Below are 24,658 nucleotides of genomic sequence, written 5' to 3' on the forward strand. Positions count from 1 at the left end.
CCCGCTTACTGATGCGTCGACGGGTCGACAAGGACCAGATGGCCCGGCGCGACCTCGCGATAGGTGGAGGGGGGTGGCACATGCCTGACGGGATGGATCGGCGAGGCGATGGGGCGAAAGCGCAGCTCCTCGCTCATCCTCCGCTGGCGGGGATCGGCGACCGGAACGGCGGACATCAACTGGCGGGTATAGCTGTGCCGGGGATCTTCAAAGACCTGCCTGCGGCTGCCCATCTCGACGATCCGGCCCAGATACATGACGGCGACATGGTGGCTGACGCGCTCGACCACGGCCATGTCATGGCTGATGAACACCATCGAGATATCCAGATCGCGCTGCAACTCCATCAGCAGGTTCAGCACCTGCGCCTGCACCGACACATCGAGGGCCGAGACCGCCTCGTCTGCGACCAGCAGTCGCGGGTTCAGCGCAAGCGCGCGGGCGATGGCGATGCGCTGGCGCTGCCCGCCCGACATCTCGTGCGGATAGCGGTTCATGAAACTGCGCGGCAGTTCGACCCGGTCAAACAATTGCGCGATCCGGTCGCGTCGCTCGCCCCGGTTGCCGATGCCATAGTTCAGCATCGGCTCCTCGACCTGATCCAGCAGCTTCATCTGCGGGTCGAGGCTGGCGAAGGGATCCTGAAAGATCATCTGCATGTCCCGCCGCGCGCGCCGCAAGCCGGAGGCGGTCATGCCCAAAACGTCGCGCCCGTCCAGATGGACCGAGCCGGAATGCGGTTGGACCAGTCGCAGGATCGAGCGACCAGTGGTCGACTTGCCGCAGCCCGATTCGCCGACCAGCGACAGCGTCTCGCCCCGGTTGAGGGTGAAGGAGACGTCCTCGACCGCATGAACCTCGGCCACGGTGCGGCGCAGCAGCCCGCCCCGGACCGCGAAACGGGTGCAGAGGTTCTGGACCACCAGCAAAGGCTCGGGATCGCGCGGACGGACCGGCGCAGCCTCGCCTGCCCCTTTGCTGTGCATCAGGCGCATCGGCTCGGGCGCGTCGCGGCCGGTCATCTCGCCCAGACGCGGCACCGCGGCCAGAAGCGCGCGGGTATAGGCCTCGCGCGGGGCATCGAAGATCTCGGCGACCGACCCCTCCTCAACCTTCCTGCCGCGCAGCATCACCACGACGCGGTCGGCCATCTGCGCCACCACGGCCATGTCATGGGTGATGAAGAGGACCGCCATCCCGGTTTCGCGCTTCAGCCGGTCGATCAGGGCAAGGATCTCGGCCTGAATGGTGACGTCGAGCGCGGTCGTCGGCTCGTCGCAGATCAGCAGCCGCGGGCGGCAGGCCATGGCCATGGCGATGACGACGCGCTGGCGCATCCCGCCCGAAAGCTCATGCGGATATTGCCCCAGCCGCCGCTCGGGTTCAGGGATGCGGACCTCGCGCAAAAGCTCCAGCGCCCGCACCCGCGCCTGCTTGCGGGTCAGGCCGCGATGGGTGATCAGCCCCTCTGAAAGCTGGTTGCCCACGGTAAAGACCGGGTTCAACGCCGTCATCGGCTCCTGAAAGATCATCGCGATCTCGTTGCCGCGAATGTCGCGCATGATCCCTTGCCGGGCCTTGGCCAGATCGACGACGCCGGTGTCCCGCTGGAAGAGCAGTCGACCCTGCGCGATCTCTCCTCCGCCGAACTCGACCAGCCGCATCAGCGAGAGCGAGCTGACCGACTTGCCCGAACCCGACTCGCCGACCACGCAGACGCATTCCCCGGCGGCGATGTCGAAGCTCAGCTCCTCGACGCCGGTGACGGGGCCGTCATTGGTCTGGAACGTCACGCGCAGCCCGCGGATCGAGACGAGCGGCAGGCTCTCATCGGCGTCAAGCATCGGGCGGCCCTTATGCCTGTTGATCAATCCGAAGGCTAAAACCGGACGGCCATATTGCAACATCTTTCGGGAGCGAACTTGATTCTTGCTTTTTTCGCGGCACCTGTCCGAAACTCGGGCCCTGTTCCGCAGGCAATGATGCCTTCAGCACGGCAGGCATGGGAAGGCACGGAAAGAACAAGAAAAGACAGCCCGGAAGCCCGGCGGACAACCAACAGTCCAACAGGAGTTAGCAATGAGATTGAAGACCCTGATGCTGGGCGCAGTGGCGACCGCCGCCATGGCCCCCGCTGCCTTCGCAGAGCGTGGCACGGACGGACAAGTCAATATCATCTACTGGCAGGCGCCCTCGACCCTGAACCCCTACCTCTCCTCGGGCACCAAGGATCTCGAGGCTTCGTCACTGGTGATCGAACCGCTGGCCGGGTTCGACGAAAAGGGCGTGGTCTACCCCAGACTCGCCGCCGAAATCCCCAGCACCGCGAATGGCGGCATCTCGGAGGATCTGAAGACCGTCACCTGGAAGCTGAAGCCGGACCTGAAATGGTCGGACGGCTCGCCCGTCACCTCGGCGGACGTGAAGTTCACCGCCGATTACTGCATGCATCCCGAAGGCGGCTGCGCGCAGCTTGCCCGTTACGAGGGCATCGAAAGCATCGAAACGCCGGACGACCTGACCGTCGTTATCCATTTCGATGAGCCGCGCCCGAACCCCTTCACCGCCTTCTCCGGCTCGCAATCGCCGATCCTGCAAAAGGCGCAGTTCGAGAAATGCGCGGGCACCGGCGCCTCGGCCTGCACGGCCGAGAATTTCGGCCCGATCGGCACCGGCCCGTTCCGCGTGGTCGAATTCCGCACGAACGACGCCGTGACGCTCGAGGCCAATCCGAACTATCGCGACCCTGCGAAACCCGCCTTTGCCAAGGCGGTGATCAAGGGCGGGGGCGATGCGGCGGCGGCGGCGCGCTCGGTCCTCGAGACCGGAGAGTTCGACTATGCCTGGAACACGCTGGTTCCGCCGGACACGCTGAAGGGCATGGCGGCCGCCGGCAAGGGCAAGATCGTCACCGGCTTCGGCACGCTGGTCGAGCGGATGGAGATGAACATGACCGACCCCTCGCCCGACCTGCCCGAGGGCGAGCGCGCGACCACCAAGCACCCCCACCCCATCCTGTCGGACGAGCGCGTGCGGCGCGCGCTCAGCATGGCGATCGACCGCACCCTGCTGACCGAGATCGGGTTCGGCGAGGCGGGGCGGCCGACCTGCAACCTCGTCCCCGCGCCCGAGATCTTCGCCTCGGACAATACCGGCTGCCTGACGCAGGACGTGGACGGCGCCAAGGCGCTGCTGGACGAGGCGGGATGGACGGTCGGCGGCGACGGCATCCGCGAGAAGGACGGCAAGAAGCTGCACCTGCTCTACCAGACCTCGGTGAACCCGATCCGGCAGGATTTCCAGGCCCTGATCAAGCAATGGTGGCAGGATATCGGCGTCTCGACCGAGTTGAAGACCGTCGATGCCTCGGTCTTCTTCGGCGGCGACGCGGGCTCGCCCGACACGTTCCAGCGCTTCTATGCCGATGTCGAGATGTATGCCAACAACTTCGACGGCACCGATCCTGAGCCCTATCTTGCCCATTACACCTGCGAGAAGGTGCCCAGCCCCGAATCGCAATGGCAGGGCGAGAACGTGAACCGCTATTGCGACCCGGAATATGACAAGCTGATCGTCGAGCTTGGCAAGACCGCGAAGATCGAGGAGCGCGCGACAATTGCAAGGAAGCTCAACGACATGATCACCAAGGACAGCATGACCATCGTTCCGCTGGTCGATCGCGGCCGTGTCTCGGCCCATGCGAACAGTCTGGGCGGGGTGGTGCTGAACACCTGGGACAGCGAGCTTTGGAACGTCGCGGACTGGTACCGCGTGAAGTGACGCCCGACGCGCCCCGGCAATCCGGGGCGCATCCATCCGCATTCCTGCGCATGAGAGGGTGTCATGCTGGTCTATGCCTTGCGTCGACTGCTGCTGGCAGTCCCGACATTGCTGTTCATCTCGCTGGTGATCTTCCTGCTGCTCGAGGCATCGCCCGGCGATCCCTTGGGCGACATTCCCCTGACCATCCCGGCCGAGGTCAAGGAGAAGATGCGCGAGGCGCTTGGCCTCGGGCAGGCTTGGTATATCCGCTATCTGCTATGGCTGAAGCAGTTCTTCTGGGTCGAGCCGCTGCATTGGGTCGACCATGTCTTCGGCACCGGCTTCAGCGAGGGGATGCAGCGCATCATCAGCTTCCAGACCCGCAGCCCGGCCTTTGACGTGATCGCCCAGCGCCTGCCGCAAACCCTGACGGTGGTGGGGCTGTCCTATCTGATCGGCCTGCTGATCGCCTTGCCGATCGGGATCATCTCGGCCTATCGGCAATATAGCTGGTTCGACCAGATCGGCACCTTCGTCTCGATGGTGGGGTTCTCGCTGCCGACCTTCTTCACCGGGGTCGTGCTGATCATCGTCTTCGGGATCAAGCTGCAATGGTTCCCGTCGATCTATGACACCACGCATCGCGTCACCGACTGGGGCAGCTTCGTCGTGCAGGTCCGGCAGATGGCGATGCCGGTCACGGTGCTGTCGCTCTTCAACGCTGCCCAGATCAGCCGGTTCATGCGCGCCTCGATGCTGGACAACCTGCGTCAGGACTATGTCCGCACCGCCCGCGCCAAGGGGTTGGGCGAGCGCGTCGTGGTGCTGAAGCATGTCCTGCGCAATTCGCTGATCCCGGTCGTCACCGTCATCGCGCTGGGTCTGCCCGCGGTCTTCGGCGGCGCGATCATCACCGAGCAGGTCTTCAAGGTGAACGGGCTGGGGCAATTGCTGATCCTCGCGATCAACTCCAATGACATACCCATGGTGATGACCCTGACCTTCATCTTTGCGATCCTGATCGTCGCCTTCACGCTGGTCGCCGATCTACTCTATGGCGTCCTCGACCCGAGGATCCGCTATGAGTGACCCGCAACTGCCCCTGCTGGTCGAGGAAGGCGCGGCCAATGCCGCCGCCCCCGCAAGCCCCGCCCGTAGCCAGTGGCAGGATGTCTGGCGGCAGTTCCGCCGCCATCGCGGCGCGATGGTCGCGCTGGCGCTTTTCGCGGCGATCCTGATCTTTGCGCTGCTGGGACCGCTGGTCTGGCGGGTCGAGCCGACATTCGTCGACATCCGCGCCCGCAATCAGGGGTTTTCGTGGCTGCACCCTCTGGGCACCGACCAGCTTGGCCGCGACATGCTGGCGCGGCTGATGGCGGGCGGGCGGATCTCGCTCGCCGTCGGGCTGACCGCAATGTCGATCGCACTGACGTTGGGCAGCCTGATCGGCATCCTCTCGGGCTTTTTCCGGGCGCTGGATGCGCCCCTGATGCGCGTGACCGAGCTGTTTCTGGCCCTGCCGCTGCTGCCGCTGCTTTTGCTGATGGTGACGCTGTTCCGCGAGCCGCTGGGAAAGGCGATGGGACCGGCGGGCGGAACTTTCCTGCTGATCGTCTCGGCCATCGGCGTCACCTCATGGATGCAGACCGCCCGCATCGTCCGAGGCGAAGTGCTGGGCCTGAAGGAGCGCGAGTTCATCCTTGCCGCGCGGTCGATCGGGACGCCGCCCTTGCGGATGATCCTGCGCCATGTGCTGCCGAATGTGCTGTCGCCGATCATGGTCGCGGCAACGCTGGGGATCGCGACCGCGATCATCACGGAAAGCGCGCTTTCCTTCCTCGGGCTCGGCTTTCCGCCGGATTTCCCGACCTGGGGGCGGCTGCTTTACGACGCGGTGGATCAGATGCAGCAATATCCGTGGCGGGTGATCCTGCCGGGGCTGTTCATCTCGCTGACGGTGCTGTCGGTCAATTATATCGGCGACGGGCTAAGGGACGCGATGGATCCCCGCACCCGGCGCCGCTAGAGCGGCAGGGTCGCGGTCGGGTATTTAAGAAACGGTGAAACGACTGCCTCAGAGGGCGGCGGCGAGCGTCGAGAGGGTGGCGCGCGGCAGGATCAGGAGCATGGGGCCGTGGATGTCGCTGAGCATGACTGGCCCCCTCGCCTCGTTCGAGGTGCCGACGCGGCCATCGGGCGCGAAGTCGAGGCCGTCGATCGGCCATTTGAGGCCGGTGGAGCGGCCCGAGGCGCGGCCCATCGGCACAAGCGAAACCCGCGTCCCTGCCGCGAGATCGAGGGTGATCCGCCGGGGGGCGAGGGCGATGACGTCATCGCCTGCGATCAGGATGCAGGGCGGCCCGACGCGCCGGGCCAGCGTGTTCAGAGCGGCGAGGAAGTGGTCCTGCCGGGCGCCCGCGAAACCGACGGCAAGGACCAGCGGCGCGTCGATCCGCGACAGGCATTTTTCGAAATCGGTATGTTCCTGTTCGGTGATCCGGTGCAGGCGATCCGCCGGGATTGCAGCGCGGCCGGCATCCGAGAGGGAATCCAGATCGCCGAAGACCGCCTCGGGCATCAGGCCATGGGCCAGCGCCGCATCGGCCCCGCCATCCGCCGCCGCGACCACCGGCGCCAGGGCCAGCGCCGCATCCAGATCCGCGCGGGGAAAGGGCGCGCCCCCGACCAGCGTGACCGGCCGGAGGCTGGCAAGGACGCTCATTCGCCCTTGCCAATGCCGGAGAAGACCCGGCGGAAGGGCAGGATCCAGAGGATCCCGAGCGCGACATAGACGGCAAGCTCAAGCAGGATCGGCTGGCGGCCCAGCAGGCTGTCCATCAGGTTGACCAGCGTGACCGCCACCACGATATAGACCGGCAGCCCGACCAGCAGGATGACCAGCGACCAGCGTTTGCGCGCCTTGAGGTCCATCTCAGTCCGCGAAGGGATCGGTGACGAGGATCGTGTCGTCACGCTCGGGCGAGGTCGAGAGCAGCGCCACCGGGCATTGGATCAGCTCCTCGATCCGGCGGACATATTTGATCGCATTCGCCGGCAGGTCGGCCCAGCTCCGCGCGCCTTGCGTCGATTCCGTCCAACCTTCCATTTCCTCATAGACCGGGGTGACCTTCGCCTGCAGCGCCGCAGCGGTCGGCAGGTGGTCGTAATGGGTGCCGTCGATCTCGTATCCGGTGCAGATCTTGATGGTCTCGAACCCGTCCATCACGTCGAGCTTGGTCAGCGCGATGCCGTTCACGCCCGAGATCGCGCAGGTCTGGCGCACCAGCACCGCATCGAACCAGCCGCAGCGGCGCTTGCGGCCGGTGACGGTGCCGAATTCATGGCCACGCTCGCCCAGGCGCTGGCCGTCTGCATCGTCAAGCTCGGTCGGGAAGGGACCGGACCCGACGCGGGTGGTATAGGCCTTGACGATGCCCAGGACGAAGCCGATGGCGCTGGGGCCCATGCCGGTGCCGCTGGCCGCCATGCCCGACATGGTGGTCGAGGAGGTGACATAGGGATAGGTGCCGAAGTCGATGTCGAGAAGCGAGCCCTGCGCGCCCTCGAACAGGATGCGCTTGCCCGCCTTGCGGTAGTCGTTCATCACCTTCCACACCGGCTGGGCGTATTGCAGCAGCTTCGGCGCGATTTCCAGCAGCTTTGCGCGCAGCTCGGCCCGGTCGATCGGCGTCGCGCCAAGACCCTCGCGCAGCGCGTCGTGATGGGCAAGCAGCCGGTCGAGGCGCGAATCCAGCGTTTCCTCATCCCCCAGATCGGCGACGCGGATGGTGCGGCGGCCGACCTTGTCCTCATAGGCGGGACCGATGCCGCGCCCGGTGGTGCCGATCTTGGAGGCGCCGGCGGCTTCCTCGCGCAGCTTGTCGAGATCCTGATGCAGCGGCAGGATCAGCGGCGTGTTTTCCGCGATCATCAGGTTTTCGGGGCTGATCTCGACCCCCTGCGCCTCGAGCTTGGCGATCTCGCTGAACAGCGCCCAGGGGTCTAGGACGACGCCATTGCCGATCACGGCCATCTTGCCCTTGCGCACGATGCCCGAGGGCAGCAGCGACAGCTTGAACACCTCGTTCCCGATGACCAGCGTGTGGCCGGCGTTATGGCCGCCCTGAAACCGCGCGATCACATCCGCACGTTCGGAGAGCCAGTCGACGATCTTGCCCTTGCCCTCGTCGCCCCATTGCGCGCCGACGACCACCACATTGGCCATGTTGGTTTCCTTCTGAAGGTCATGAATGCCGGGAACGGGTATAATCATTGAGGCCGCAGGGTGAAAGCTGAATCCCCATTGGCTAATTTTTGGGCGTTCCGCTGAAAATTTGATCTGCGCGTTTAGAATCGATGGACAGCTACGCCGCGCCATTGCGAAATCGACCTGATTTTGCGCATGGGTTGGGCAAGAGGGCGTGATGCTGCACCAGAACCTGACACCCGAATTGCCCCGCGCGCATGGCACGCTTCGTGCCGGATTCGCCTTTTCGCGGGGCGCCACGCGGCTTGCCCGGCTTTATCAGGCCGGCAGCGCCAAGGCGATGCTGCCCCCCGCGCCGGGATGCGAAATGGTGATGCTGAACACCTCGGGCGGGCTGACCGGAGGCGACCGGATGGAGATTTCGGTCGAGCAGGAGGCGGGCACGCGCCTGATCGCGACCACCCAGACGGCCGAGCGCGCCTATCGCAGCACGACCGGGCGGGCGCGCGTCCTGGCGCGGTTCGGCGTCGGACCGGGGGCGCATCTGGATCTGCTGCCGCAGGAGACCATCCTTTTCGACCGCTCGGCCCTTCACCGCGAGCAGGAGGTCGCGCTGGCCCCCGACGCGACCTGCCTCTGGGTCGAGACGCTGGTGCTGGGCCGCGCCGCCATGGGCGAGACGGTGCGCCAGCTTGACCTGACCGATCGCCGCCGGATCACGCGCGGGGGTAGGCCCGTCTTTATCGAGAACCTGCGGCTGGACGATGCCGCACTGGCAGGTGGCGCCGGCCCCGCGATGCTGGCGGGCTGCCGCGCCTTTGCGACGCTAATTCTGGTCGCGCCCGACGCCGCCGATCGGCTGGAGCGCACGCGCGTGGCTCTGGGACCGGACGGCGCGGCCAGCGCCTTCGACGGCAAGCTGATCGCGCGGCTGATGGCCGGGGATGGCTGGCCGCTGCGCCGGACCCTTATCCGCCTTCTTCACGCCATCCGCCCCGGCCCCCTGCCCCGCGTCTGGCAGATCTGAATTCGACCTGAGGAGCCCGATCCGTCCATGAACCTCTCTCCCCGCGAAAAGGAAAAGCTGCTGGTTTCGGTCGCCGCGATGGTGGCGCGCAACCGGCTGGCGCGCGGCGTCAAGCTGAACCATCCCGAATCCATCGCCCTGATCACCGATTTCGTGGTCGAGGGCGCGCGCGACGGGCGCTCCGTCGCCGACCTGATGGAGGCGGGCGCCCATGTGATCACGCGCGGGCAATGCATGGACGGCATCCCCGAGATGATCCATTCGGTCCAGGTCGAGGCCACCTTTCCCGACGGCACCAAGCTGGTTACCGTCCATGATCCCATCCGGTAAGAGGCTGAGATGAAAAAACTTCTTCCCTTTCTGCTGATGCCGACAATGGCTTTTGCGCATCCCGGCCATCCGGGCCACGCGGCCCCCTTCACCGAAGGCTGGATGCACCCGCTGGGCGGCGTGGATCATATCCTTGCCATGGTGGCGGTGGGGCTCTGGGCCGCTACCTCGACCGACCGGCGCGGGCTCTGGGCGCTGCCGCTGGGCTTCGTGGCGACGATGATCCTGGGCGGTGTGCTGGGCGCGGCGGGGGTTCATCTGCCGGCGGTGGAGCCGATGATCCTCGCCTCCTCGGTCATCCTCGGGTTGGCGGTGGCGCTGGCGCTGCGCCCCTCGCTGGGTTTTGCCCTGCCGGTCGTCGCGCTGTTCGGCCTGTTCCACGGCCATGCGCATGGGGCCGAGGGACCGGCAGCCGGTCTTGCCGCCTATGCCGCGGGCTTCGTCCTCGCGACGGCGGCGCTGCATCTTGCAGGCATCGGCCTTGGCAAGCTCGGGGCAAGCCGCATCCTTGGTGCCGTGACCGCTGCGGCTGGTCTGGCGCTGGCGGTGATGCCATGATCCCGGGGCAGATCTTTCCGGCCGAGGGCGAGCTGACCCTCAATGCCGGGTCCGATGCGATCACCCTGATGGTCGCCAATACCGGCGACCGTCCGGTTCAGGTCGGAAGCCATTACCATTTCGCCGAGACCAATCCCGGTCTCGACTTCGATCGCGCGGCGGCACGGGGGATGCGGCTCGACATCGCGGCGGGAACCGCCGTCCGCTTCGAACCCGGCCAGATGCGCGAGGTGCGGCTGATCCCCTATCTTGGGGGACGCGAAATCTGGGGTTTCAACGGCAAGGTCATGGGTCCGCTGGACTGACCTTTTTTGGGGAGGACTGGGAATGTGCAATGCCTGCGTGATCGAAGGCGTCAAGGCGTCAATGCTGAGCCGCCGCAACCTGTTCATGAGCGCGGCGGCCAGCGGCGTGGCCGCCATTGCCGCCAGCGCGATCAGCGCCCGCCCGGCGCTGGCGCAATCGACCGGCAAGGTCGTCGATCTGACCTATGTTTTCGACGAGAAATTCCCGACCTTCGACGGCGTGCCCGGCATCGCCTATGAGGAGGCGGTGAATTTCGACAAGTCGGGCTACCAGCTCTGGAAGCTGACCATCTTCGAACATTCCGGCACGCATATCGACGCGCCGCTGCATTTCTCGAAGGACGGCGCCTCGGTCGACCAGCTTCCGGCTGAATCGCTGATCTGCCCGCTTTGCGTCATCGACATTACCTCCAAGGCGCGTGACGACGCGAATGCCGCGCTTGAGGCGGAGGATGTCGAAGCATGGGTTTCCGCCAATGGCGAGATCCCTGCGGGCGCTTGCGTGGCGATGAATTCCGGCTGGGGGGCCAAGGTCGCGACGCCGGAGTTTCGCAATACGCCCGATGGCAAATTCGCCTTCCCCGGTTTCGGGAAATCCGCGACCGACCTTCTGGCCGAAATGGGGGCGGCGGCGATTGCCAGCGACAGCCTTTCGCTCGATCCCGGTAATTCGGCGGATTTCGCGGTCCATAACTCATGGCTGCCGGGCGGGCGCTACGGGATCGAGAACCTCGCCAATGTCGACCAGCTTCCCGCGACGGGCGCCACGATCTTTGTCGGCGCGCCGAAACATGCTCGGGGCACCGGCGGTCCGGCCCGCATTCTGGCGATGATCTGATGGCGACGCTTCCCCTTTTGTCCGATGGCGAAGCGCCCGCCGCCAGCCTCGCGGTCTTTGACGAGATCCGCGAGGCGCGCGGCACCGATTACGTCAACAACTTCTGGCGCGCATTGGCCCATGACCCCGAGCTTTTGCGCGCCACATGGGAACGCGCGGCCCATGTCATGGCCCCCGGCGCGCTGCATCCGCTGATCAAGGAGCTGATCTATATCGCGGTCTCGACCGCCAATGGCTGCACCTATTGCGTCCATTCCCATACCGCCGCCGCGAAGGCCAAGGGGATGACGCCCGAACAGCATGCCGAATTGCTGGCCGTGATCGCCATGGCCAGCCAGACCAATGCCCTTGCCACCGCCCTCGCCGTGCCGGTGGACGAGCGTTTCAAGGAGGACTGAATGGCCCTGACCATTTCCCGCGCCGAATATGCCCAGATGTATGGCCCGACCACCGGAGACCGTATCCGTCTGGGCGATACCGAGATCATCATCGAGGTCGAGCGCGACCTGACCACCTATGGCGAGGAGGTGAAGTTCGGCGGGGGAAAGGTCATCCGCGACGGCATGGGCCAGTCACAGGTCAGCCGCGCGGGCGGGTCGATGGACACGGTCATCACCAATGCCCTGATCCTCGACCATTCCGGCATCTACAAGGCCGATATCGGGCTGAGGGATGGCCGCATCGCCGGGATCGGCAAGGCCGGCAACCCCGACACCCAGCCCGGCGTCACGCTGGTCATCGGGCCGGGGACCGAGATCATCGCGGGCGAGGGCCGGATCGTCACCGCAGGCGGCATGGATGCGCATATCCATTTCATCTGCCCCCAGCAGATTGAGGACGCGATTTCCTCCGGCATCACCACGATGCTGGGCGGCGGCACCGGCCCGGCGCATGGCACGCTCGCCACCACCTGCACGCCGGGGCCGTGGCATATCGGCCGGATGCTGATGGCGATGGATTCGGTGCCGGTGAACATGCTGATCTCGGCCAAGGGCAACGCCTCCCGCCCCGAGGCGCTGGAGGAGATGGTGCGCGCCGGGGCCTCGACCCTGAAGCTGCACGAGGACTGGGGCACCACCCCCGCCGCGATCGACTGCTGCCTGACGGTGGCCGATCGGATGGACGTGCAGGTCACGATCCATACCGACACGCTGAACGAGTCGGGCTTTGTCGAGAACACTTTGGCCGCGATCAAGGGCCGCACCATCCACGCCTTCCATACCGAGGGCGCGGGTGGCGGCCATGCCCCGGACATCATCCGGCTGGTCGGCGCGGCGAACGTCATCCCCAGTTCCACCAACCCGACCCGGCCCTTCACCGCGAACACGCTGGAAGAGCATCTCGACATGCTGATGGTCTGCCACCACCTCGACAAGCGCGTGCCCGAGGACGTGGCCTTCGCCGAATCCCGCATCCGGCGCGAGACCATCGCGGCCGAGGACATCCTGCATGACATGGGCGCGTTCTCGGTCATCTCGTCGGACAGTCAGGCGATGGGCCGCGTGGGCGAGGTCATCACTCGGACATGGCAGACCGCCCACAAGATGAAGGTCCAGCGCGGTCGGCTGGGGGACGAGACCGGCCAGAACGACAATATCCGCGCCCGCCGCTATGTCGCGAAATACACGATCAACCCCGCCATCGCGCATGGCATCGCGCATGAGATCGGCTCGATCGAGCCCGGCAAGCGCGCCGATCTGGTGATCTGGGACCCGGCCATGTTCGGCGCAAAGCCCGAGATGGTGCTGGTCGGCGGCATGATCTCATGGGCGCAGATGGGCGACCCGAACGGGTCGATCCCGGTGCAGCCGATGTATATGCGCCCGATGTGGGGCGCAATGGGCCGGGCCATGCAGGCGTCGAGCGTCACGTTCGTATCGCAGGCCGGCCTCGATGCCGGGGTCGGTGCGGAGATGCTGAAATCCGCCATCGCCATCCGTGGCACGCGCGGCATCGGCAAGGCGGACATGAAGCTCAATGCCGCGACCCCGCAGATCGAGGTCGATCCCGAGACCTATGAGGTTCGCGCCGATGGCGAGCTGCTGACCTGCCAGCCAGCGACCGAATTGCCGCTGGCGCAGCGTTACTTCCTGTTCTGATGCGCCCCGCAAGGCAGCATTGCAAAAAACGCCATGGATGAGGCAAGAATGATTACCTATATTCAAGGGCATGGGAGGAAACCGTTCGCCAATACCGAAAGGGTTTCCAATGGCTATTCAATCGACCGAATTCGCTCCGACCCTTCGCGGCCGCGTGGATGCAATCCTGGCCCGCATCGGCCGGTTCATGACCAGCTATGTCGAGCATCGCTCGCGCCGGTCGCAAATCGAGGCCCTCGAGGCCAAGTCGGACGCCGAGCTTGCCAAACTGGGCATCAAGCGCGAGGGCATCGCCTATCATGTGTTCCGGGACCTGACCTGGATCTGAGCCTGGGCAATCGGGGGGCGCGTCGATGAGCGCGCCCCTGCTTCAGTTCCGCGCGACCGGCATCCTGCGCGCGACACCTGCCGAAGACAGCGTCACCCTTGACTACGAGGGGCGCTTTTTGCGCCGCAAGCGGCTGATCTCACGCGCCGGAACCTCATTCCTTGTCGATCTGGCCGAGACCGTCAGCCTCGATCCCGGCGACGCCTTTTGCCTCGACGATGGCACGCTGGTCGGCGTCATTGCCGCGATGGAGCCCTGCCTGCGGGTCGAGGGGCCGCTGCCTCGCCTCGCCTGGCATATCGGCAATCGCCATACCCCCTGCCAGATCCTTGACGATCATCTGCTGATCCGCGCCGATCATGTGCTCGACGCCATGCTGCGTGGCCTTGGCGCAGCGGTGACCCCCACCATGTCGGCATTTGCCCCCGAGGGTGGCGCTTATGGGCATGGCCGCACGCTGGGCCATGACCATGGCCCCGGCCTCCATTCGCATTGAAATGTCCCCACTCGCGCGCCTTTCGCTGATCCAATGGCTGTCCCCGGCCTTCCCGACCGGGGGTTTTGCCTATTCGCACGGGCTTGAACAGGCCATGGCCGACGGATTGCGCGATGCCGATGGAGTCGGAATCTGGGTCGCGGATGTGCTGCGCCATGGTGCGGGCTGGACCGATGCGGTGGTGCTGGGGCTGGTCCTGCGCGGCAGCGATCCCGAAGACCTGTCCGCCCTTACCCAAGCGCAGGCCGGATCGGCCGAGCGGCTGCGCGAGACTATGGAACAGGGCCGCGCCTTCGCCGCTACGGTCGCGGCGCTGACCGGCGCGGCGATTCCGCCCCATCCCCTGCCGGTGGCCGTAGGGATGGCGGCGCGCGGGCTTGGCCTGCCCCCGACCGAGGTGATCGCGCATTACCTCCACGCCTTTGCCGGCAACCTCGTCTCGGCCGCGACGCGGTTCCTGCCGCTGGGTCAGGTGCAAGGGCAAAGGGTGCTGGCGGGCCTCCATCCCGTCATCGCCGATGTCGCCGGGCGTGCCGCCTCAGCCGGACCAGAGGCGCTTGAAACCTGCTGCTTCGGGGCCGAACTTGCGGCCATGCGGCATGAAACCCTGAACGTGAGGATCTTCCGCACATGAGCCATAACGGCCCCCTGCGCGTCGGCATCGGCGGCCCCGTCGGCGCCGGCAAGACCACCCTGACCGAGCAGCTTGCCCGCGCCCTCGCGCCGCGCCTGTCCATGGCGGTGATCACCAATGACATCTACACGCGCGAGGATGCCGAGGCCTTGATGCGCGCGCAGGTCCTCCCCGCCGAGCGCATCCGCGGCGTCGAGACCGGCGGCTGCCCCCATACCGCGATCCGCGAGGATGCGAGCATCAACCTGGCCGCCGTGGTGGAATTGCGCGCAGCCTTCCCCGATCTGGAGCTGATCCTGATCGAATCGGGAGGCGACAATCTGGCCGCGACCTTCAGCCCGGAACTGGCCGATCTGACCATCTATGTCATCGACACCGCCGCCGGGCAGGACATTCCGCGCAAGCGCGGGCCGGGCCTCGCGCGATCCGATCTGCTGGTGGTGAACAAGACCGATCTTGCCCCACATGTGGGCGTCGATCTCGACCTGCTGGAGCGCGATGCGCGGGCGGCACGGGACGGGCGGCCCTTTGTCATGGCCCGGCTGCGTCATGGCGCGGGCGTGGAGGAGATCGTCGGATTTCTCGTCCGCGAGGGCGGATTGGCGCTGGCGGCGGCGGAGTGACCTGCCCCTGCCTTTCGCGGCTTGCCTGTCTCAGGGCTTGGGTATTTGGAAAACGGTGAAAGATCAGGCCGCTGCGGTCAGCGGGCGCGGCAGGAAGGGCGTGACGACGACGTCCGCGCCTTCGAAGATGCAGAAGCTTTGAGCCGGGACTTCGAGCCAGTCATCTTCGTCGCCTTCCAGAGGTTCGGACACCACGGCGCGCCCGCTCCGATTATCGGACCAGCGATGATAGAGCGTGGGGGCTTGTTCGTCGCTGGCATAGCGCAGCGCGTAGAGCCGTTTTCCATCCGAGAAAGCCGCTGTCAGGCGGACATGCGGCGCTTCGCCCCGCTGTCGCGCCAGCGCCTCGAAACGTGCGGTGGCGCGGGCCATGGCGCTTGCGGGGTCCGCCTCCAGCCCCTCGCCGAGCGCGGTGAGGAACAGGGCCTCGCTGTCGGTCGCGCCCTTGCGATGCGGGTAGTATTCGTCGGGGATCAGCACCTCGGCATGGCGGCGATAGCTTTCATAGCCGCCGAACTGGCCGTTATGCATGAAGCTCCACCGGCCGACCACGAAGGGGTGGCAGTTGTTCCGGCTGGTCGCGGTGCCGGTCGAGGCTCGCACATGCGCGAGGAAAAGATGCGATTTCAGGGTGGCGGTCAGGCTTTTCAGGTTGCTGTCCGACCAGGCGGGCATGACGTCGCGATAGAGCCCCGGCTCCTCGCGCTCGCCATACCAGGCCATGCCGAAGCCGTCGGCATTGACCGGCGTGTGGCAGCGCGTCGCGCCATGGCTTTGCCGGACCAGTGAATGACCGGGCCGGCAGATCACGTCCTCAAGGAAAATCGGACTGCCGATATAGGCTGCCCAGCGACACATGCCTGTCCCCCTTCGTGCTTTTCCCCGAGCTTTGCACGAAAGCTAAGGGGAATCATCCGAAAGTCTCAGGCCGGGTTTTCCTCAACGATCACAAGATCGCGCTCTGCGGCATTTTTGGCATGTTCCAGCGCCGCCTGATATTCCGCCGAGTGGTAGCAGTTCACCGCATCCTCGACGCTGGGGAAGCGCGCGACGACATTGCGCGCGCGGTCATTCCCCTCAAGCTGGACGTAGCGCGTGCCGCGAGCGAGGAACACGCCGCCATGCGCCGCGATCGCCGGACCGGCAAGCCTGGCATATTCGCCGTAGGAGTCCGGGTTGGTGACGTTCACATGGGCAATCCAGAGGGCGGTCATGCTTTCTCTCCGATCAGGGCTTCGACGGCTGCAATGGCGCTGTCGGCCGATGCGAGGCTGGGGGCCCCGCCCTGCGCGCGGTCGGGACGGCCACCGCCGCCCTTGCCGCCAAGCGCTGCCGTCGCCGCCTGAACCAGTTCAACTGCGCTGATCCGGGCGGTGAGGTCGGGCGTCACGCCCGCGGCGACGGTGGCCTTGCCATCCGCCTCGGCCAGAACGACCACGGCGCCCGAACCGAGCCGCGCCTTCATCTCGTCCACCAGCGGGCCGAGTTCCTTGCCACTGACGCCGTCTACACGGCGGGCGATCAGCTTGATACCGTTGATTTCTTTCGCGGCCTCCTCCGAACCGCCACCCATTGCAAGCTGACGCTTGAGCTGGGCAACCTCGTTCGCGAGCGACTTGCGCTCATCTGCCATGGCGCGGACCTTGCCAACCACGTCGCCAGCCTGCGCCTTGAGGATGCCAGCGATTTCGGACAGCTCGCCGTCGACGCGGCGCAGCGCGTCCATCGCGGCCTGACCGGTCAGCGCCTCGATCCGGCGGATGCCGGCAGCCGACGCGGTCTCCGCGGTCAGGGCGAACATGCCGATATCGCCGGTGCGCCCGACATGGGTGCCACCGCAAAGCTCCAGCGAATAGGTTCGGCCGTTCGTGCCCTTGCCCGAGCCGTCCAGCTCGCCCATCGAGACCACGCGAACCTCATCGCCATATTTCTCGCCGAAAAGCGCCTGCGCCCCAAGACCGCGGGCATCATCGGGGGTCATGATGCGCGTCTCAACCGGGCTGTTCTGGCGGATGAACTCGTTCACCTCGCGCTCGACCTGGGCGATTTCCTCGGGGGTCATCGCCTTGGTATGGCTGAAATCGAAGCGCAGCCGGTCGGGCGCGTTGAGGCTGCCGCGCTGCGCGACATGCTCGCCCAAGGCACGGCGCAGCGCCTCATGCAGCAGGTGGGTGGCCGAGTGGTTGGCGCGGATCGCGCCGCGGCGGTCATGGTCGACGGAGAGCTGCGCACCTTGGCCGCGGCTGATCGTGCCCAGCGTGACCTCGGCCACATGGATGAAGACGCCGCCGGACTTGCGGGTATCGGTGACGCGCGCCGCGCCGGTCTCGGTCTTGATCAGGCCGGTATCGCCGACCTGGCCGCCGGATTCGGCGTAGAACGGCGACTGGTTCACGACGATCTGGACCTGCTGGCCCTCACCCGCCTGCTCGACCGCCGCACCGTCCTGAACCAGCGCCAGAACCTGACCCTCGCTCTCTTCGGTGTCATAGCCGAGGAATTCGGTCGCGCCATGCTCTTCGGCGAGGTCGAACCAGATCGCGGCATCCTTGGTCTCGCCCGAACCGGCCCAGGCGGCGCGCGCCTTGGCCTTCTGCTCGGCCATGGCGGCGTCGAAACCGGCGGTGTCGACGCTGCGGCCCTTTTCGCGCAGGGCGTCCTGCGTGAGGTCGAGCGGGAAGCCGTAGGTGTCGTAAAGCTTGAAGGCCGATTCGCCCGGCAGTTCCGCCCCTTCGGGCAGGCGCGAAAGCTCGTCATCGAGCAGACGCAACCCACGGTCGAGCGTCTGCTTGAAGCGGGTTTCCTCGAGCTTCAGCGTCTCCTCGATCAGGGCCTGCGCGCGGCCAAGCTCGGGATAGGCGGCGCCCATCTCGCGCACCAGCGCCGGCACCAGCTTGAACATGACCGGATCCTTGGCGCCCAAAATATGCGCATGGCGCATGGCGCGGCGCATGATCCTGCGCAGGACGTAGCCGCGCCCCTCGTTCGAAGGCATGACGCCATCCGCGATCAGGAAGCTGGTCGAGCGCAGGTGGTCGGCGATGACGCGGTGATGCACCTTGCCCGGCCCGTCGGGATCGTTCGAGGTCGCGTGCGCCGAAGCCTCGATCAGGCTGCGCATCAGGTCGGTGTCGTAATTGTCGTGCTTGCCTTGCAAGAGCGCGCCGATCCGCTCCAGCCCCATGCCAGTGTCGATCGACTGCATGTCGAGCGCGCGCATCGAGCCGTCCTCGAACTGCTCGTTCTGCATGAAGACGAGGTTCCAGATCTCGATGAAGCGGTCGCCATCCTCTTCGGGCGAGCCGGGCGGGCCACCCCAGATCTTGTCGCCGTGGTCATAGAAGATCTCGGTGCAGGGGCCGCAGGGGCCGGTCGGACCCATCTGCCAGAAATTGTCGCTGGTCGGGATGCGGATGATGCGGTCATCGGACAGGCCCGCGACCTTCTTCCAGATCTCCGCCGCCTCGTCATCGGTGTGATAGACCGTGACCAGCAGCTTGTCCTTGGGGATGCCGAAATCCTTGGTCAGCAACTCCCAGGCATAGGGGATCGCCTGGGTCTTGAAATAGTCGCCGAAGCTGAAATTCCCCAGCATCTCGAAAAACGTGTGGTGGCGCGCGGTATAGCCCACATTGTCGAGGTCGTTGTGCTTGCCCCCGGCGCGCACGCATTTCTGCGCGGTGGTCGCGCGCTTGTAATCCCGCGTCTCGACCCCAGTGAACAGGTTCTTGAACTGGACCATGCCGGAATTGGTGAACATCAGCGTCGGGTCGTTGCGCGGAACCAGCGGGCTGGAATCGACGATGCGGTGACCGTTGCGTTCGAAGAAGTTCAGAAACGTCGAGCGGATGTCGTTCAGGCTTGGCATGGCACAATCTTTCCGGATGGGCAGAACCCGCAAATAACCGAGGGGCGGGCGGGCGTAAAGCCGGATCGCTCGGCCAGCCGGGGTTGGAAACAGAAACGCGCCCCGGATGAGGGGCGCGTCGAAGCGAGGCGGGGATCAGTCCTCGGTCAAAGCGTCGTCGCCATCATCGCTGGCACCGAAGTCGAGGCCGTGGCTGGCGCGGATCTTGTCCTCGATCGCATAGGAGATCTCGGGATTGTCGCGCAGGAACTGCTTGGCATTCTCGCGTCCCTGGCCGATGCGCTCATCCCCGTAGGAATACCACGAGCCGGATTTCTCGACCACGCCGGCCTTGATCCCGAGGTCGATCAACTCGCCGACCTTCGAGATGCCCTCGCCATACATGATGTCGAACTCAACCTGGCGGAAGGGCGGCGCGACCTTGTTCTTGACGACCTTCACCTTGGTCGAGTTGCCCACGACCTCGTCGCGGTCCTTGATCGAGCCGGTGCGGCGGATGTCGAGGCGCACCGAGGCATAGAATTTCAGCGCATTGCCGCCGGTCGTCGTCTCGGGATTGCCGAACATGACGCCGATCTTCATGCGGATCTGGTTGATGAAGATCACCATGCAGTTCGACCGGCCGATGCTGGCGGTCAGTTTGCGCATGGCCTGGCTCATCAGACGGGCCTGGCTGCCCATCTGCATGTCGCCCATGTCGCCCTCGATCTCGGATTTCGGGGTCAGGGCGGCAACGGAATCGACCACGACCAGGTTGACCGCCCCCGAGCGCACCAGCGTATCGACGATCTCCAGCGCCTGCTCACCCGTATCGGGCTGGCTGATCAGCAGCTCGTCCAGATTGACGCCAAGCTTCTTGGCATATTGCGGATCAAGGGCATGTTCGGCGTCGACAAAGGCGCAGACACCGCCCTTTTTCTGTTCTTCGGCGACGACATGCAGCGTCAGCGTGGTCTTGCCCGAGCTTTCCGGGCCAAAAATCTCGATGATGCGCCCCTTGGGCAGGCCCCCGATGCCCAGCGCGATGTCGAGGCCCAGCGAGCCGGTCGAGGTCGCCTCGATCTCGGCCACCGGGCTGTCGGCGCCCAGCTTCATGATCGAGCCCTTGCCGAACTGCCGTTCGATCTGGGCCAGCGCGCTGTCCAGAGCCTTCTGCTTGTCTGCCGATCGCTTGTCGTTCATGTCGAAAAGTGTTGCCCCTGCCATGCGGTCCTCATGCTTATTTCACACCCCGCCCGTCGGGGCAATCAGTGCCCGCCCGTCACATGTTCACGGGTTGTTCTTATTTGATCCAATCTCGTGCAGAAAGCAAGAACTCTCATCGTTTCACCGCCTTCCTTCCGGTTCCTTGGGTGCGATCCTTGCAACAGGAGATTAAGAATCCGTTTACAGCCGCGGGGTCCGGCGATATTCCCTCACCCGCCCATCAACCGCGCGGAACCGTTCAGGATGCTGATTTTCTGGGAAAAACGCCTTGTCTTCCTGGCCACGCCAAAGGCCGGATCGACGGCGGTGGAATCCGCGTTGGAAGCCCTTTCGAATATTGCCGTCCAGCGCCCGGCCGAGTTGAAGCATACCGATCTGGGCAGCTATCGGCGCCATATCGAACCCTGGCTGCATCACGCGACCGGAGACACCTTCACCACGGTCGCGCTGATGCGCGAGCCGATCGGCTGGCTGCGCAGCTGGTATCGGTTCCGGCAGCGGGACGATATCGACGACCCCGATCATGCCATGGTCGGCGTCAGCTTCGCCGATTTCGCCCGGGCCTATGCCGCCTCGGACGAGGCGGGTCGCGGCATCGGCATGCAATGCGATTTCCTGACCGAGGGCGAGGACCGCGTCGACCGGATTTTCCGTTATGAGGAGATCGAGGGCTTCACCCATTTCCTCGAGGACCGGCTGGATTGCGCGATCAGCCTGCCCCGGGTGAACGTGCCGCCGGCCGTCGACGTGTCGCTGCGCGACGAGCAGGAGGCCGAACTGCGCCGCTTTCTGCAGCGCGACGTCGCGCTTTACGAAACGCTCTGATCCGTGGACTCCAGCGCAAGCTGGCGCCCCACCATCGCGGTCAGATCCGAGAGCGAGAAAGGCTTGGCGAGGAAGGCCGAGTTCGGCACCGGAGAATGCCCCTCGGCAAAGACATCCTCAGCATAGCCCGAGATGAAGATCACGCGGGTTCGGGGGCGGTCGCGCAGCGCGGTCCTGACCCAGGCTGGGCCGTCCATGCCCGGCATCACCACATCGGTGACGAAGACATCGACCTTCAGACGCTGATCGGCCAGCAGGGCAAGAGCATCCTCGGCACTGGCCGCCTCAAGCACGGAATAACCCTGCAATTTCAAGGCGCGGCTGGCGAAGGCCCGCACCGGTGCCTCGTCCTCGACCAGAAGGATCGTCGCATCCGTCTCGGCCCGCGCGGGCATGGGAGCGGGCGCAGGCGCGGCTTCCTCGGCCGGGTCGGGGCGAAGAGGATCATGCGCGGGAAAGAACAACGAGAAGACGCTGCCCACCCCCGGCGTGCTGTCGCAAAAGATGTAGCCGCCCGTCTGCTTCACGATGCCATAGGCGGTCGAGAGGCCGAGCCCGGTCCCCTCCCCCGTCCGTTTCGTGGTGTAGAAGGGTTCAAAGATCTTGCTCAGCTCCTCCTCCTCCATGCCGCAGCCCTGGTCGCAGACCTCGACCCGGACATAATCCCCAGCTGGAAGGCGGGCGCGCCCGACCTCGATCGGTTGCTTCAACTCCAGATTGTCGGTTCGGATCGAAATATCGCCACCGTCAGGCATGGCGTCGCGAGCATTGACAACCAGATTCATGATCACCTGCTCAAGCTGGCGGCGATCGGCCCGGATCATCTGCAATGCTGGATCATGGTCGAATGTCAGCACGACCCGCTCTCCCACCAGCCGGTTCAGCAGATGGGTCAGGTCCGAGAGGGCGTCGCGCAGGTCGAGGATCTGGGGCTTCAGCACCTGCTTGCGCGAGAATGCCAGCAATTGCCGCACCAGCGCCGCGGCGCGGTTGGCGTTCTGGCTGATCTGGTCGAGATCGGCAAAATCCGGGTCGGCCTTGTCATGGCGCAGCATCAGCAGGTCGCAATGGCCGGTGATCGCGGTCAACAAATTGTTGAAATCATGGGCGATTCCACCGGCAAGCTGACCGATCGCCTGCATCTTCTGGCTCTGGACGAACTGCGCCTCCAGCGTCTTCAGGGCGCTCGCATCCGAGAGGACCACCGTGGCGCAATCCCCCTCGCTCGGCGTCAGGCTGACCTGAAGGAAGCGGTCGCTGCCCTCTCCCTTGACATGCAGCACCTCGGCGCCGCCTGCGGTCCGGCCGACACAGACGTCGGAGACCCAGTCCCCGATCTCGCGCCCGGCCCCGTCGAGGAAGCTGCACAGATGCGCGCCGGGCTGGGCATCGCCCAGAAGTTGCCGGGCCGCCTCGTTGATCCGCAGGATGCGGGCCGAGGGGTCGAGGATCAGCAGCGGCACGGGCAGCCGGTCAAACTCCTCTCCCCCGGCGCGCGGGGTTTCGGGGGGCGGGGCGGCCGGCAATTCATCGGCGGTCCAGATCTGCCAGGGCGAAGGCAGCTCGCGACGGATGAGGAACGCCCCGAGCGGGCCCAGATCGGCGCGGTATTCGCGGCTGCGGGCAAGCTGGCGGTCCAACTCGCGCCAGGCGGCGGCCGGGTCGGCATGGCGCAGCGCAAGCATGTCCGTCGCCCGCCGGCCGACCATCGGGCCCATTCGCGCCACCGAGCCCGGCGTCTGCGCGACGATCCGCCCGCTCGGTCCGATTGCAAGCGCCGCCCCCTCTTGCCGCTGCAGCCCGTCCTGCAGCTTCGCCCAGGCGCGGCGGCGGTGCCAGAGCGAGCCGAGCCGTGTCGTCGGGACGGCACAGCCCCACAGGCAAAGCGCAAGCCCCCCGCCGAGGATCGCGGCCATCTGCGCTGGCGCAGGCGCGGAGAACCCGCCGTAATAACCGGCAAGCAGGGCCATGCCGGCAAGGAAAACCGCCAATATTCCCGCCGTCCAGAAACGCGACCGCATTGCCCGAGCCATCCATCCCCCTGTCTCCAGAGTCGGACTATCCGCTGCGGATTAACCGGAGGTTAACGGCGGCGCATCAGGGCGAGATAGAAGCCGTCCGAGGCGTCGAGCGGCGTGAACCGGCGCTCCTCCACGACCCCGAAGTCGCTCCGCTCGCCGAAGGCGGCGATCTGGGCGGCGTTTTCCTCGTCGAAAAGCGAGCAGGTCATATAGGCCAGATGCCCGCCCGGCGCGACAAACCCCGCCGCCTCGTCGAGGATACGGGCCTGAAGCCCGGTCAGCCGGTCCAGACCCACCGGGTCCAGCCGCCATTTCGCGTCAGGCGTGCGCCGCCAGGTGCCGCTGCCCGAACAGGGAACGTCGGTCAGGACCAGATCGAACTGGCCCCGGACCTTGCCGGGGGCGGCGACCTCGATCCGCGCGCCCGCTCGCCTGGCGCGGGCGGGAAGGTCGGCCATGCGATCGGCATCGGCATCATGCGCAACCACCCGGCGCGCGCCGGCAGCAGCAAGGGCAAGCGCCTTGCCACCGCCCCCCGCGCAATAGTCAAGCACCGCAGCCGCGCGTGGCAGGGCCGCACAGGCGAGTTGCGGCGAAAGATCCTGAAGCTCGACCAGCCCGTCGCGATAGGCGCGTGAGCCCGCGACCTTGCGCCCACCCTCCGTCACCCGCAGCGCGCTGGCGAGGTCGCGGGCCGGTTCGGCCTCGATCCCGTCCTCGCGCAGGGCCTCCAGCGCCTTTTCCGACGTGGCGCGCAGCGTATTGGCACGGAGCCAGAGGGGCGCGCGGTCGCGCATCGCAGCGGCGACCGGCGCGGCCTCTTCCCCCAGCGCCGCCGACCACAAGGGCAGGATCCAGTCCGGCAGATCCATCGCCTCCGGGCCGGAGGGCGCGCAACCCTCGCCAAGCTCGGCCCCGGTCAGGGGGGCGGGGGCATGGCGGTCGCCGGTGAAGATCGTCGCGGGATCCGTCCCCTCCTCGCGGCACATGCCGAGGAGAAGCCCGCGACCGGAGAGCGCCCCGCCAAGCGCCGCGCGCGAGCGCAGGCGGCGCAGGCTGTCATAGACCAGATCACGCACCGCGGCACGGTCGCCCGAGCCCGCGAAGCGGCTGCCGCGCGCCCAGCGGATCAGTGCCGCCTCGGCCGGCTGGCCGGCAAGGATCTGGTCAAGAACGATGATGGCGGCCTCGGCGCGGGCGGCGGGAGTCATGGTGGTCACGGCTTTCGGATATGTCCGCCCCAGAAAGTCGCTGCGACCCGCGATGTCAAGCCGCGCTCACAGCCCCGCATCCTCGGGCAGGGTCGCACCCGGTTCGCTGAGCGCGATCAGCGGCCCCCGCGCCGCCCGAAGCGCGCTGCCCCGCCCCGCGCCGATCGCGGCAAGAGAACCGGGGGTGCCCGTCACCCTGGTCCCCGGCGGCGCGCCAAGCAGCATGAGCCGCTGCCGCACCCGCACCCGGCTTTCCGCGCCGATCGAGGCGAAGCTGTTATAGCTCTCGGGGGAGCCGGTCATCCCCTGAAAGCCACGGT

At 66.2% G+C, this 24,658-nt stretch carries 25 protein-coding genes and 1 pseudogene; 15 read left to right on the forward strand and 11 right to left on the reverse strand.

Annotated features, from left to right (window positions below):
• Nucleotides 1-5: 5 nt before the first annotated feature.
• The gene (locus VNQ78_RS16015; protein ID WP_325691558.1) at nt 6-1,844 is read right to left on the reverse strand and encodes an ABC transporter ATP-binding protein; all 1,839 of its coding nucleotides are present in this window, start codon (nt 1,842-1,844) and stop codon (nt 6-8) included.
• 235 nt (nt 1,845-2,079) lie between these two features.
• Here VNQ78_RS16015 and VNQ78_RS16020 point away from each other — a divergent pair, with 235 nt between their 5' ends.
• The 3 genes from VNQ78_RS16020 (at nt 2,080) to VNQ78_RS16030 (ending at nt 5,788) form a co-directional block, all read left to right on the forward strand.
• Nucleotides 2,080-3,780 (forward strand): peptide ABC transporter substrate-binding protein, encoded by a 1,701-nt coding sequence (locus VNQ78_RS16020; RefSeq protein ID WP_325691560.1) that lies wholly within the window; start codon nt 2,080-2,082, stop codon nt 3,778-3,780.
• Nucleotides 3,781-3,843: 63 nt separating this feature from the next.
• A complete protein-coding gene (locus VNQ78_RS16025; protein WP_325691562.1) occupies nt 3,844-4,851 on the forward strand; it encodes an ABC transporter permease in 1,008 nt (335 codons plus the stop codon).
• Nucleotides 4,844-5,788, forward strand: a complete 945-nt coding sequence (locus tag VNQ78_RS16030; RefSeq protein WP_325691564.1) for an ABC transporter permease — start codon at nt 4,844-4,846, stop codon at nt 5,786-5,788. Before VNQ78_RS16025 ends, VNQ78_RS16030 begins: the two co-directional genes overlap by 8 nt.
• 48 nt (nt 5,789-5,836) lie before the next feature.
• On the opposite strand, the gene VNQ78_RS16035 is transcribed toward VNQ78_RS16030, so the two are convergent.
• The 3 genes from VNQ78_RS16035 to VNQ78_RS16045 are packed head-to-tail and all read right to left on the reverse strand — an operon-like array spanning nt 5,837 to nt 7,987.
• Nucleotides 5,837-6,484, reverse strand: a complete 648-nt coding sequence (locus VNQ78_RS16035; protein WP_325691566.1) for a thiamine diphosphokinase — start codon at nt 6,482-6,484, stop codon at nt 5,837-5,839.
• Complete coding sequence (locus VNQ78_RS16040; RefSeq protein WP_325691568.1) at nt 6,481-6,693, reverse strand: DUF2842 domain-containing protein; 213 nt, start codon at nt 6,691-6,693, stop codon at nt 6,481-6,483. The genes VNQ78_RS16035 and VNQ78_RS16040 overlap by 4 nt, the downstream gene beginning before the upstream one ends.
• Nucleotide 6,694: 1 nt before the next feature.
• Nucleotides 6,695-7,987: an adenylosuccinate synthase gene (locus VNQ78_RS16045; protein ID WP_325691570.1), complete on the reverse strand. Its 1,293-nt coding sequence runs from the start codon at nt 7,985-7,987 to the stop codon at nt 6,695-6,697.
• Between the two features lie 199 nt (nt 7,988-8,186).
• On the opposite strand from VNQ78_RS16045, the gene VNQ78_RS16050 reads away from it, so the two are divergent.
• The 11 genes from VNQ78_RS16050 (at nt 8,187) to ureG (ending at nt 15,207) form a co-directional block, all read left to right on the forward strand.
• Entirely contained in the window at nt 8,187-8,996 is an 810-nt protein-coding gene (locus tag VNQ78_RS16050; RefSeq protein WP_325691572.1) for an urease accessory protein UreD, read from the forward strand.
• Nucleotides 8,997-9,023: 27 nt separating this feature from the next.
• Nucleotides 9,024-9,326, forward strand: coding sequence for an urease subunit gamma (locus VNQ78_RS16055; RefSeq protein ID WP_325691574.1), 303 nt, complete (start codon nt 9,024-9,026; stop codon nt 9,324-9,326).
• 9 nt (nt 9,327-9,335) lie between these two features.
• The gene (locus VNQ78_RS16060) at nt 9,336-9,884 is read left to right on the forward strand and encodes a HupE/UreJ family protein (RefSeq protein ID WP_325691576.1); all 549 of its coding nucleotides are present in this window, start codon (nt 9,336-9,338) and stop codon (nt 9,882-9,884) included.
• Complete coding sequence (locus tag VNQ78_RS16065; RefSeq protein ID WP_325691578.1) at nt 9,881-10,189, forward strand: urease subunit beta; 309 nt, start codon at nt 9,881-9,883, stop codon at nt 10,187-10,189. The genes VNQ78_RS16060 and VNQ78_RS16065 overlap by 4 nt, the downstream gene beginning before the upstream one ends.
• Nucleotides 10,190-10,211: 22 nt before the next feature.
• Entirely contained in the window at nt 10,212-11,027 is an 816-nt protein-coding gene (locus tag VNQ78_RS16070) for a cyclase family protein (protein ID WP_325691580.1), read from the forward strand.
• The gene (locus VNQ78_RS16075; RefSeq protein ID WP_325691582.1) at nt 11,027-11,425 is read left to right on the forward strand and encodes a carboxymuconolactone decarboxylase family protein; all 399 of its coding nucleotides are present in this window, start codon (nt 11,027-11,029) and stop codon (nt 11,423-11,425) included. Before VNQ78_RS16070 ends, VNQ78_RS16075 begins: the two co-directional genes overlap by 1 nt.
• Nucleotides 11,426-13,126 (forward strand): urease subunit alpha, encoded by a 1,701-nt coding sequence (gene ureC, locus VNQ78_RS16080; RefSeq protein WP_325691584.1) that lies wholly within the window; start codon nt 11,426-11,428, stop codon nt 13,124-13,126. It begins immediately after the preceding gene.
• Nucleotides 13,127-13,235: 109 nt separating this feature from the next.
• Complete coding sequence (locus VNQ78_RS16085) at nt 13,236-13,454, forward strand: hypothetical protein (RefSeq protein WP_325691586.1); 219 nt, start codon at nt 13,236-13,238, stop codon at nt 13,452-13,454.
• 25 nt (nt 13,455-13,479) lie between these two features.
• Complete coding sequence (locus VNQ78_RS16090; protein ID WP_325691588.1) at nt 13,480-13,950, forward strand: urease accessory protein UreE; 471 nt, start codon at nt 13,480-13,482, stop codon at nt 13,948-13,950.
• A gap of 1 nt (nt 13,951) precedes the next feature.
• Nucleotides 13,952-14,584 (forward strand): urease accessory protein UreF, encoded by a 633-nt coding sequence (locus VNQ78_RS16095; RefSeq protein WP_325691590.1) that lies wholly within the window; start codon nt 13,952-13,954, stop codon nt 14,582-14,584.
• Complete coding sequence (gene ureG, locus VNQ78_RS16100; protein ID WP_325691592.1) at nt 14,581-15,207, forward strand: urease accessory protein UreG; 627 nt, start codon at nt 14,581-14,583, stop codon at nt 15,205-15,207. The genes VNQ78_RS16095 and ureG overlap by 4 nt, the downstream gene beginning before the upstream one ends.
• 63 nt (nt 15,208-15,270) lie before the next feature.
• Here the strand turns inward: ureG and VNQ78_RS16105 are convergent, their stop codons facing one another.
• The 4 genes from VNQ78_RS16105 to recA all read right to left on the reverse strand — a co-directional run bounded on the left by VNQ78_RS16105 (nt 15,271) and on the right by recA (nt 20,281).
• The gene (locus tag VNQ78_RS16105) at nt 15,271-16,065 is read right to left on the reverse strand and encodes a class II glutamine amidotransferase (RefSeq protein WP_325691594.1); all 795 of its coding nucleotides are present in this window, start codon (nt 16,063-16,065) and stop codon (nt 15,271-15,273) included.
• Nucleotides 16,066-16,130: 65 nt separating this feature from the next.
• Nucleotides 16,131-16,421 carry a DUF1330 domain-containing protein gene (locus VNQ78_RS16110; protein ID WP_325691596.1) on the reverse strand — a complete coding sequence of 97 codons (291 nt, stop codon included), beginning with the start codon at nt 16,419-16,421 and terminating at the stop codon, nt 16,131-16,133.
• Nucleotides 16,418-19,075: an alanine--tRNA ligase gene (alaS, locus tag VNQ78_RS16115; protein ID WP_325691598.1), complete on the reverse strand. Its 2,658-nt coding sequence runs from the start codon at nt 19,073-19,075 to the stop codon at nt 16,418-16,420. The genes VNQ78_RS16110 and alaS overlap by 4 nt, the downstream gene beginning before the upstream one ends.
• A gap of 135 nt (nt 19,076-19,210) precedes the next feature.
• Nucleotides 19,211-20,281, reverse strand: a complete 1,071-nt coding sequence (gene recA, locus VNQ78_RS16120) for a recombinase RecA (protein ID WP_325691600.1) — start codon at nt 20,279-20,281, stop codon at nt 19,211-19,213.
• A 243-nt stretch (nt 20,282-20,524) separates the two neighbouring features.
• Here recA and VNQ78_RS16125 point away from each other — a divergent pair, with 243 nt between their 5' ends.
• A complete protein-coding gene (locus VNQ78_RS16125) occupies nt 20,525-21,106 on the forward strand; it encodes a hypothetical protein (protein ID WP_325691602.1) in 582 nt (193 codons plus the stop codon).
• On the opposite strand, the gene VNQ78_RS16130 is transcribed toward VNQ78_RS16125, so the two are convergent.
• The 3 genes and pseudogenes from VNQ78_RS16130 to VNQ78_RS16140 all read right to left on the reverse strand — a co-directional run.
• Nucleotides 21,091-23,139: an ATP-binding protein gene (locus VNQ78_RS16130; RefSeq protein WP_325691604.1), complete on the reverse strand. Its 2,049-nt coding sequence runs from the start codon at nt 23,137-23,139 to the stop codon at nt 21,091-21,093. The genes VNQ78_RS16125 and VNQ78_RS16130 overlap by 16 nt on opposite strands.
• 50 nt (nt 23,140-23,189) lie before the next feature.
• Nucleotides 23,190-24,338 (reverse strand): RsmB/NOP family class I SAM-dependent RNA methyltransferase, encoded by a 1,149-nt coding sequence (locus VNQ78_RS16135; RefSeq protein WP_325691620.1) that lies wholly within the window; start codon nt 24,336-24,338, stop codon nt 23,190-23,192.
• A gap of 66 nt (nt 24,339-24,404) precedes the next feature.
• A pseudogene (locus VNQ78_RS16140) lies at nt 24,405-24,658 on the reverse strand (hypothetical protein); the annotation flags it as partial.

It is taken from the genome of Paracoccus sp. (in: a-proteobacteria) (genome assembly GCF_035556475.1).
GTDB lineage: Bacteria > Pseudomonadota > Alphaproteobacteria > Rhodobacterales > Rhodobacteraceae > Paracoccus.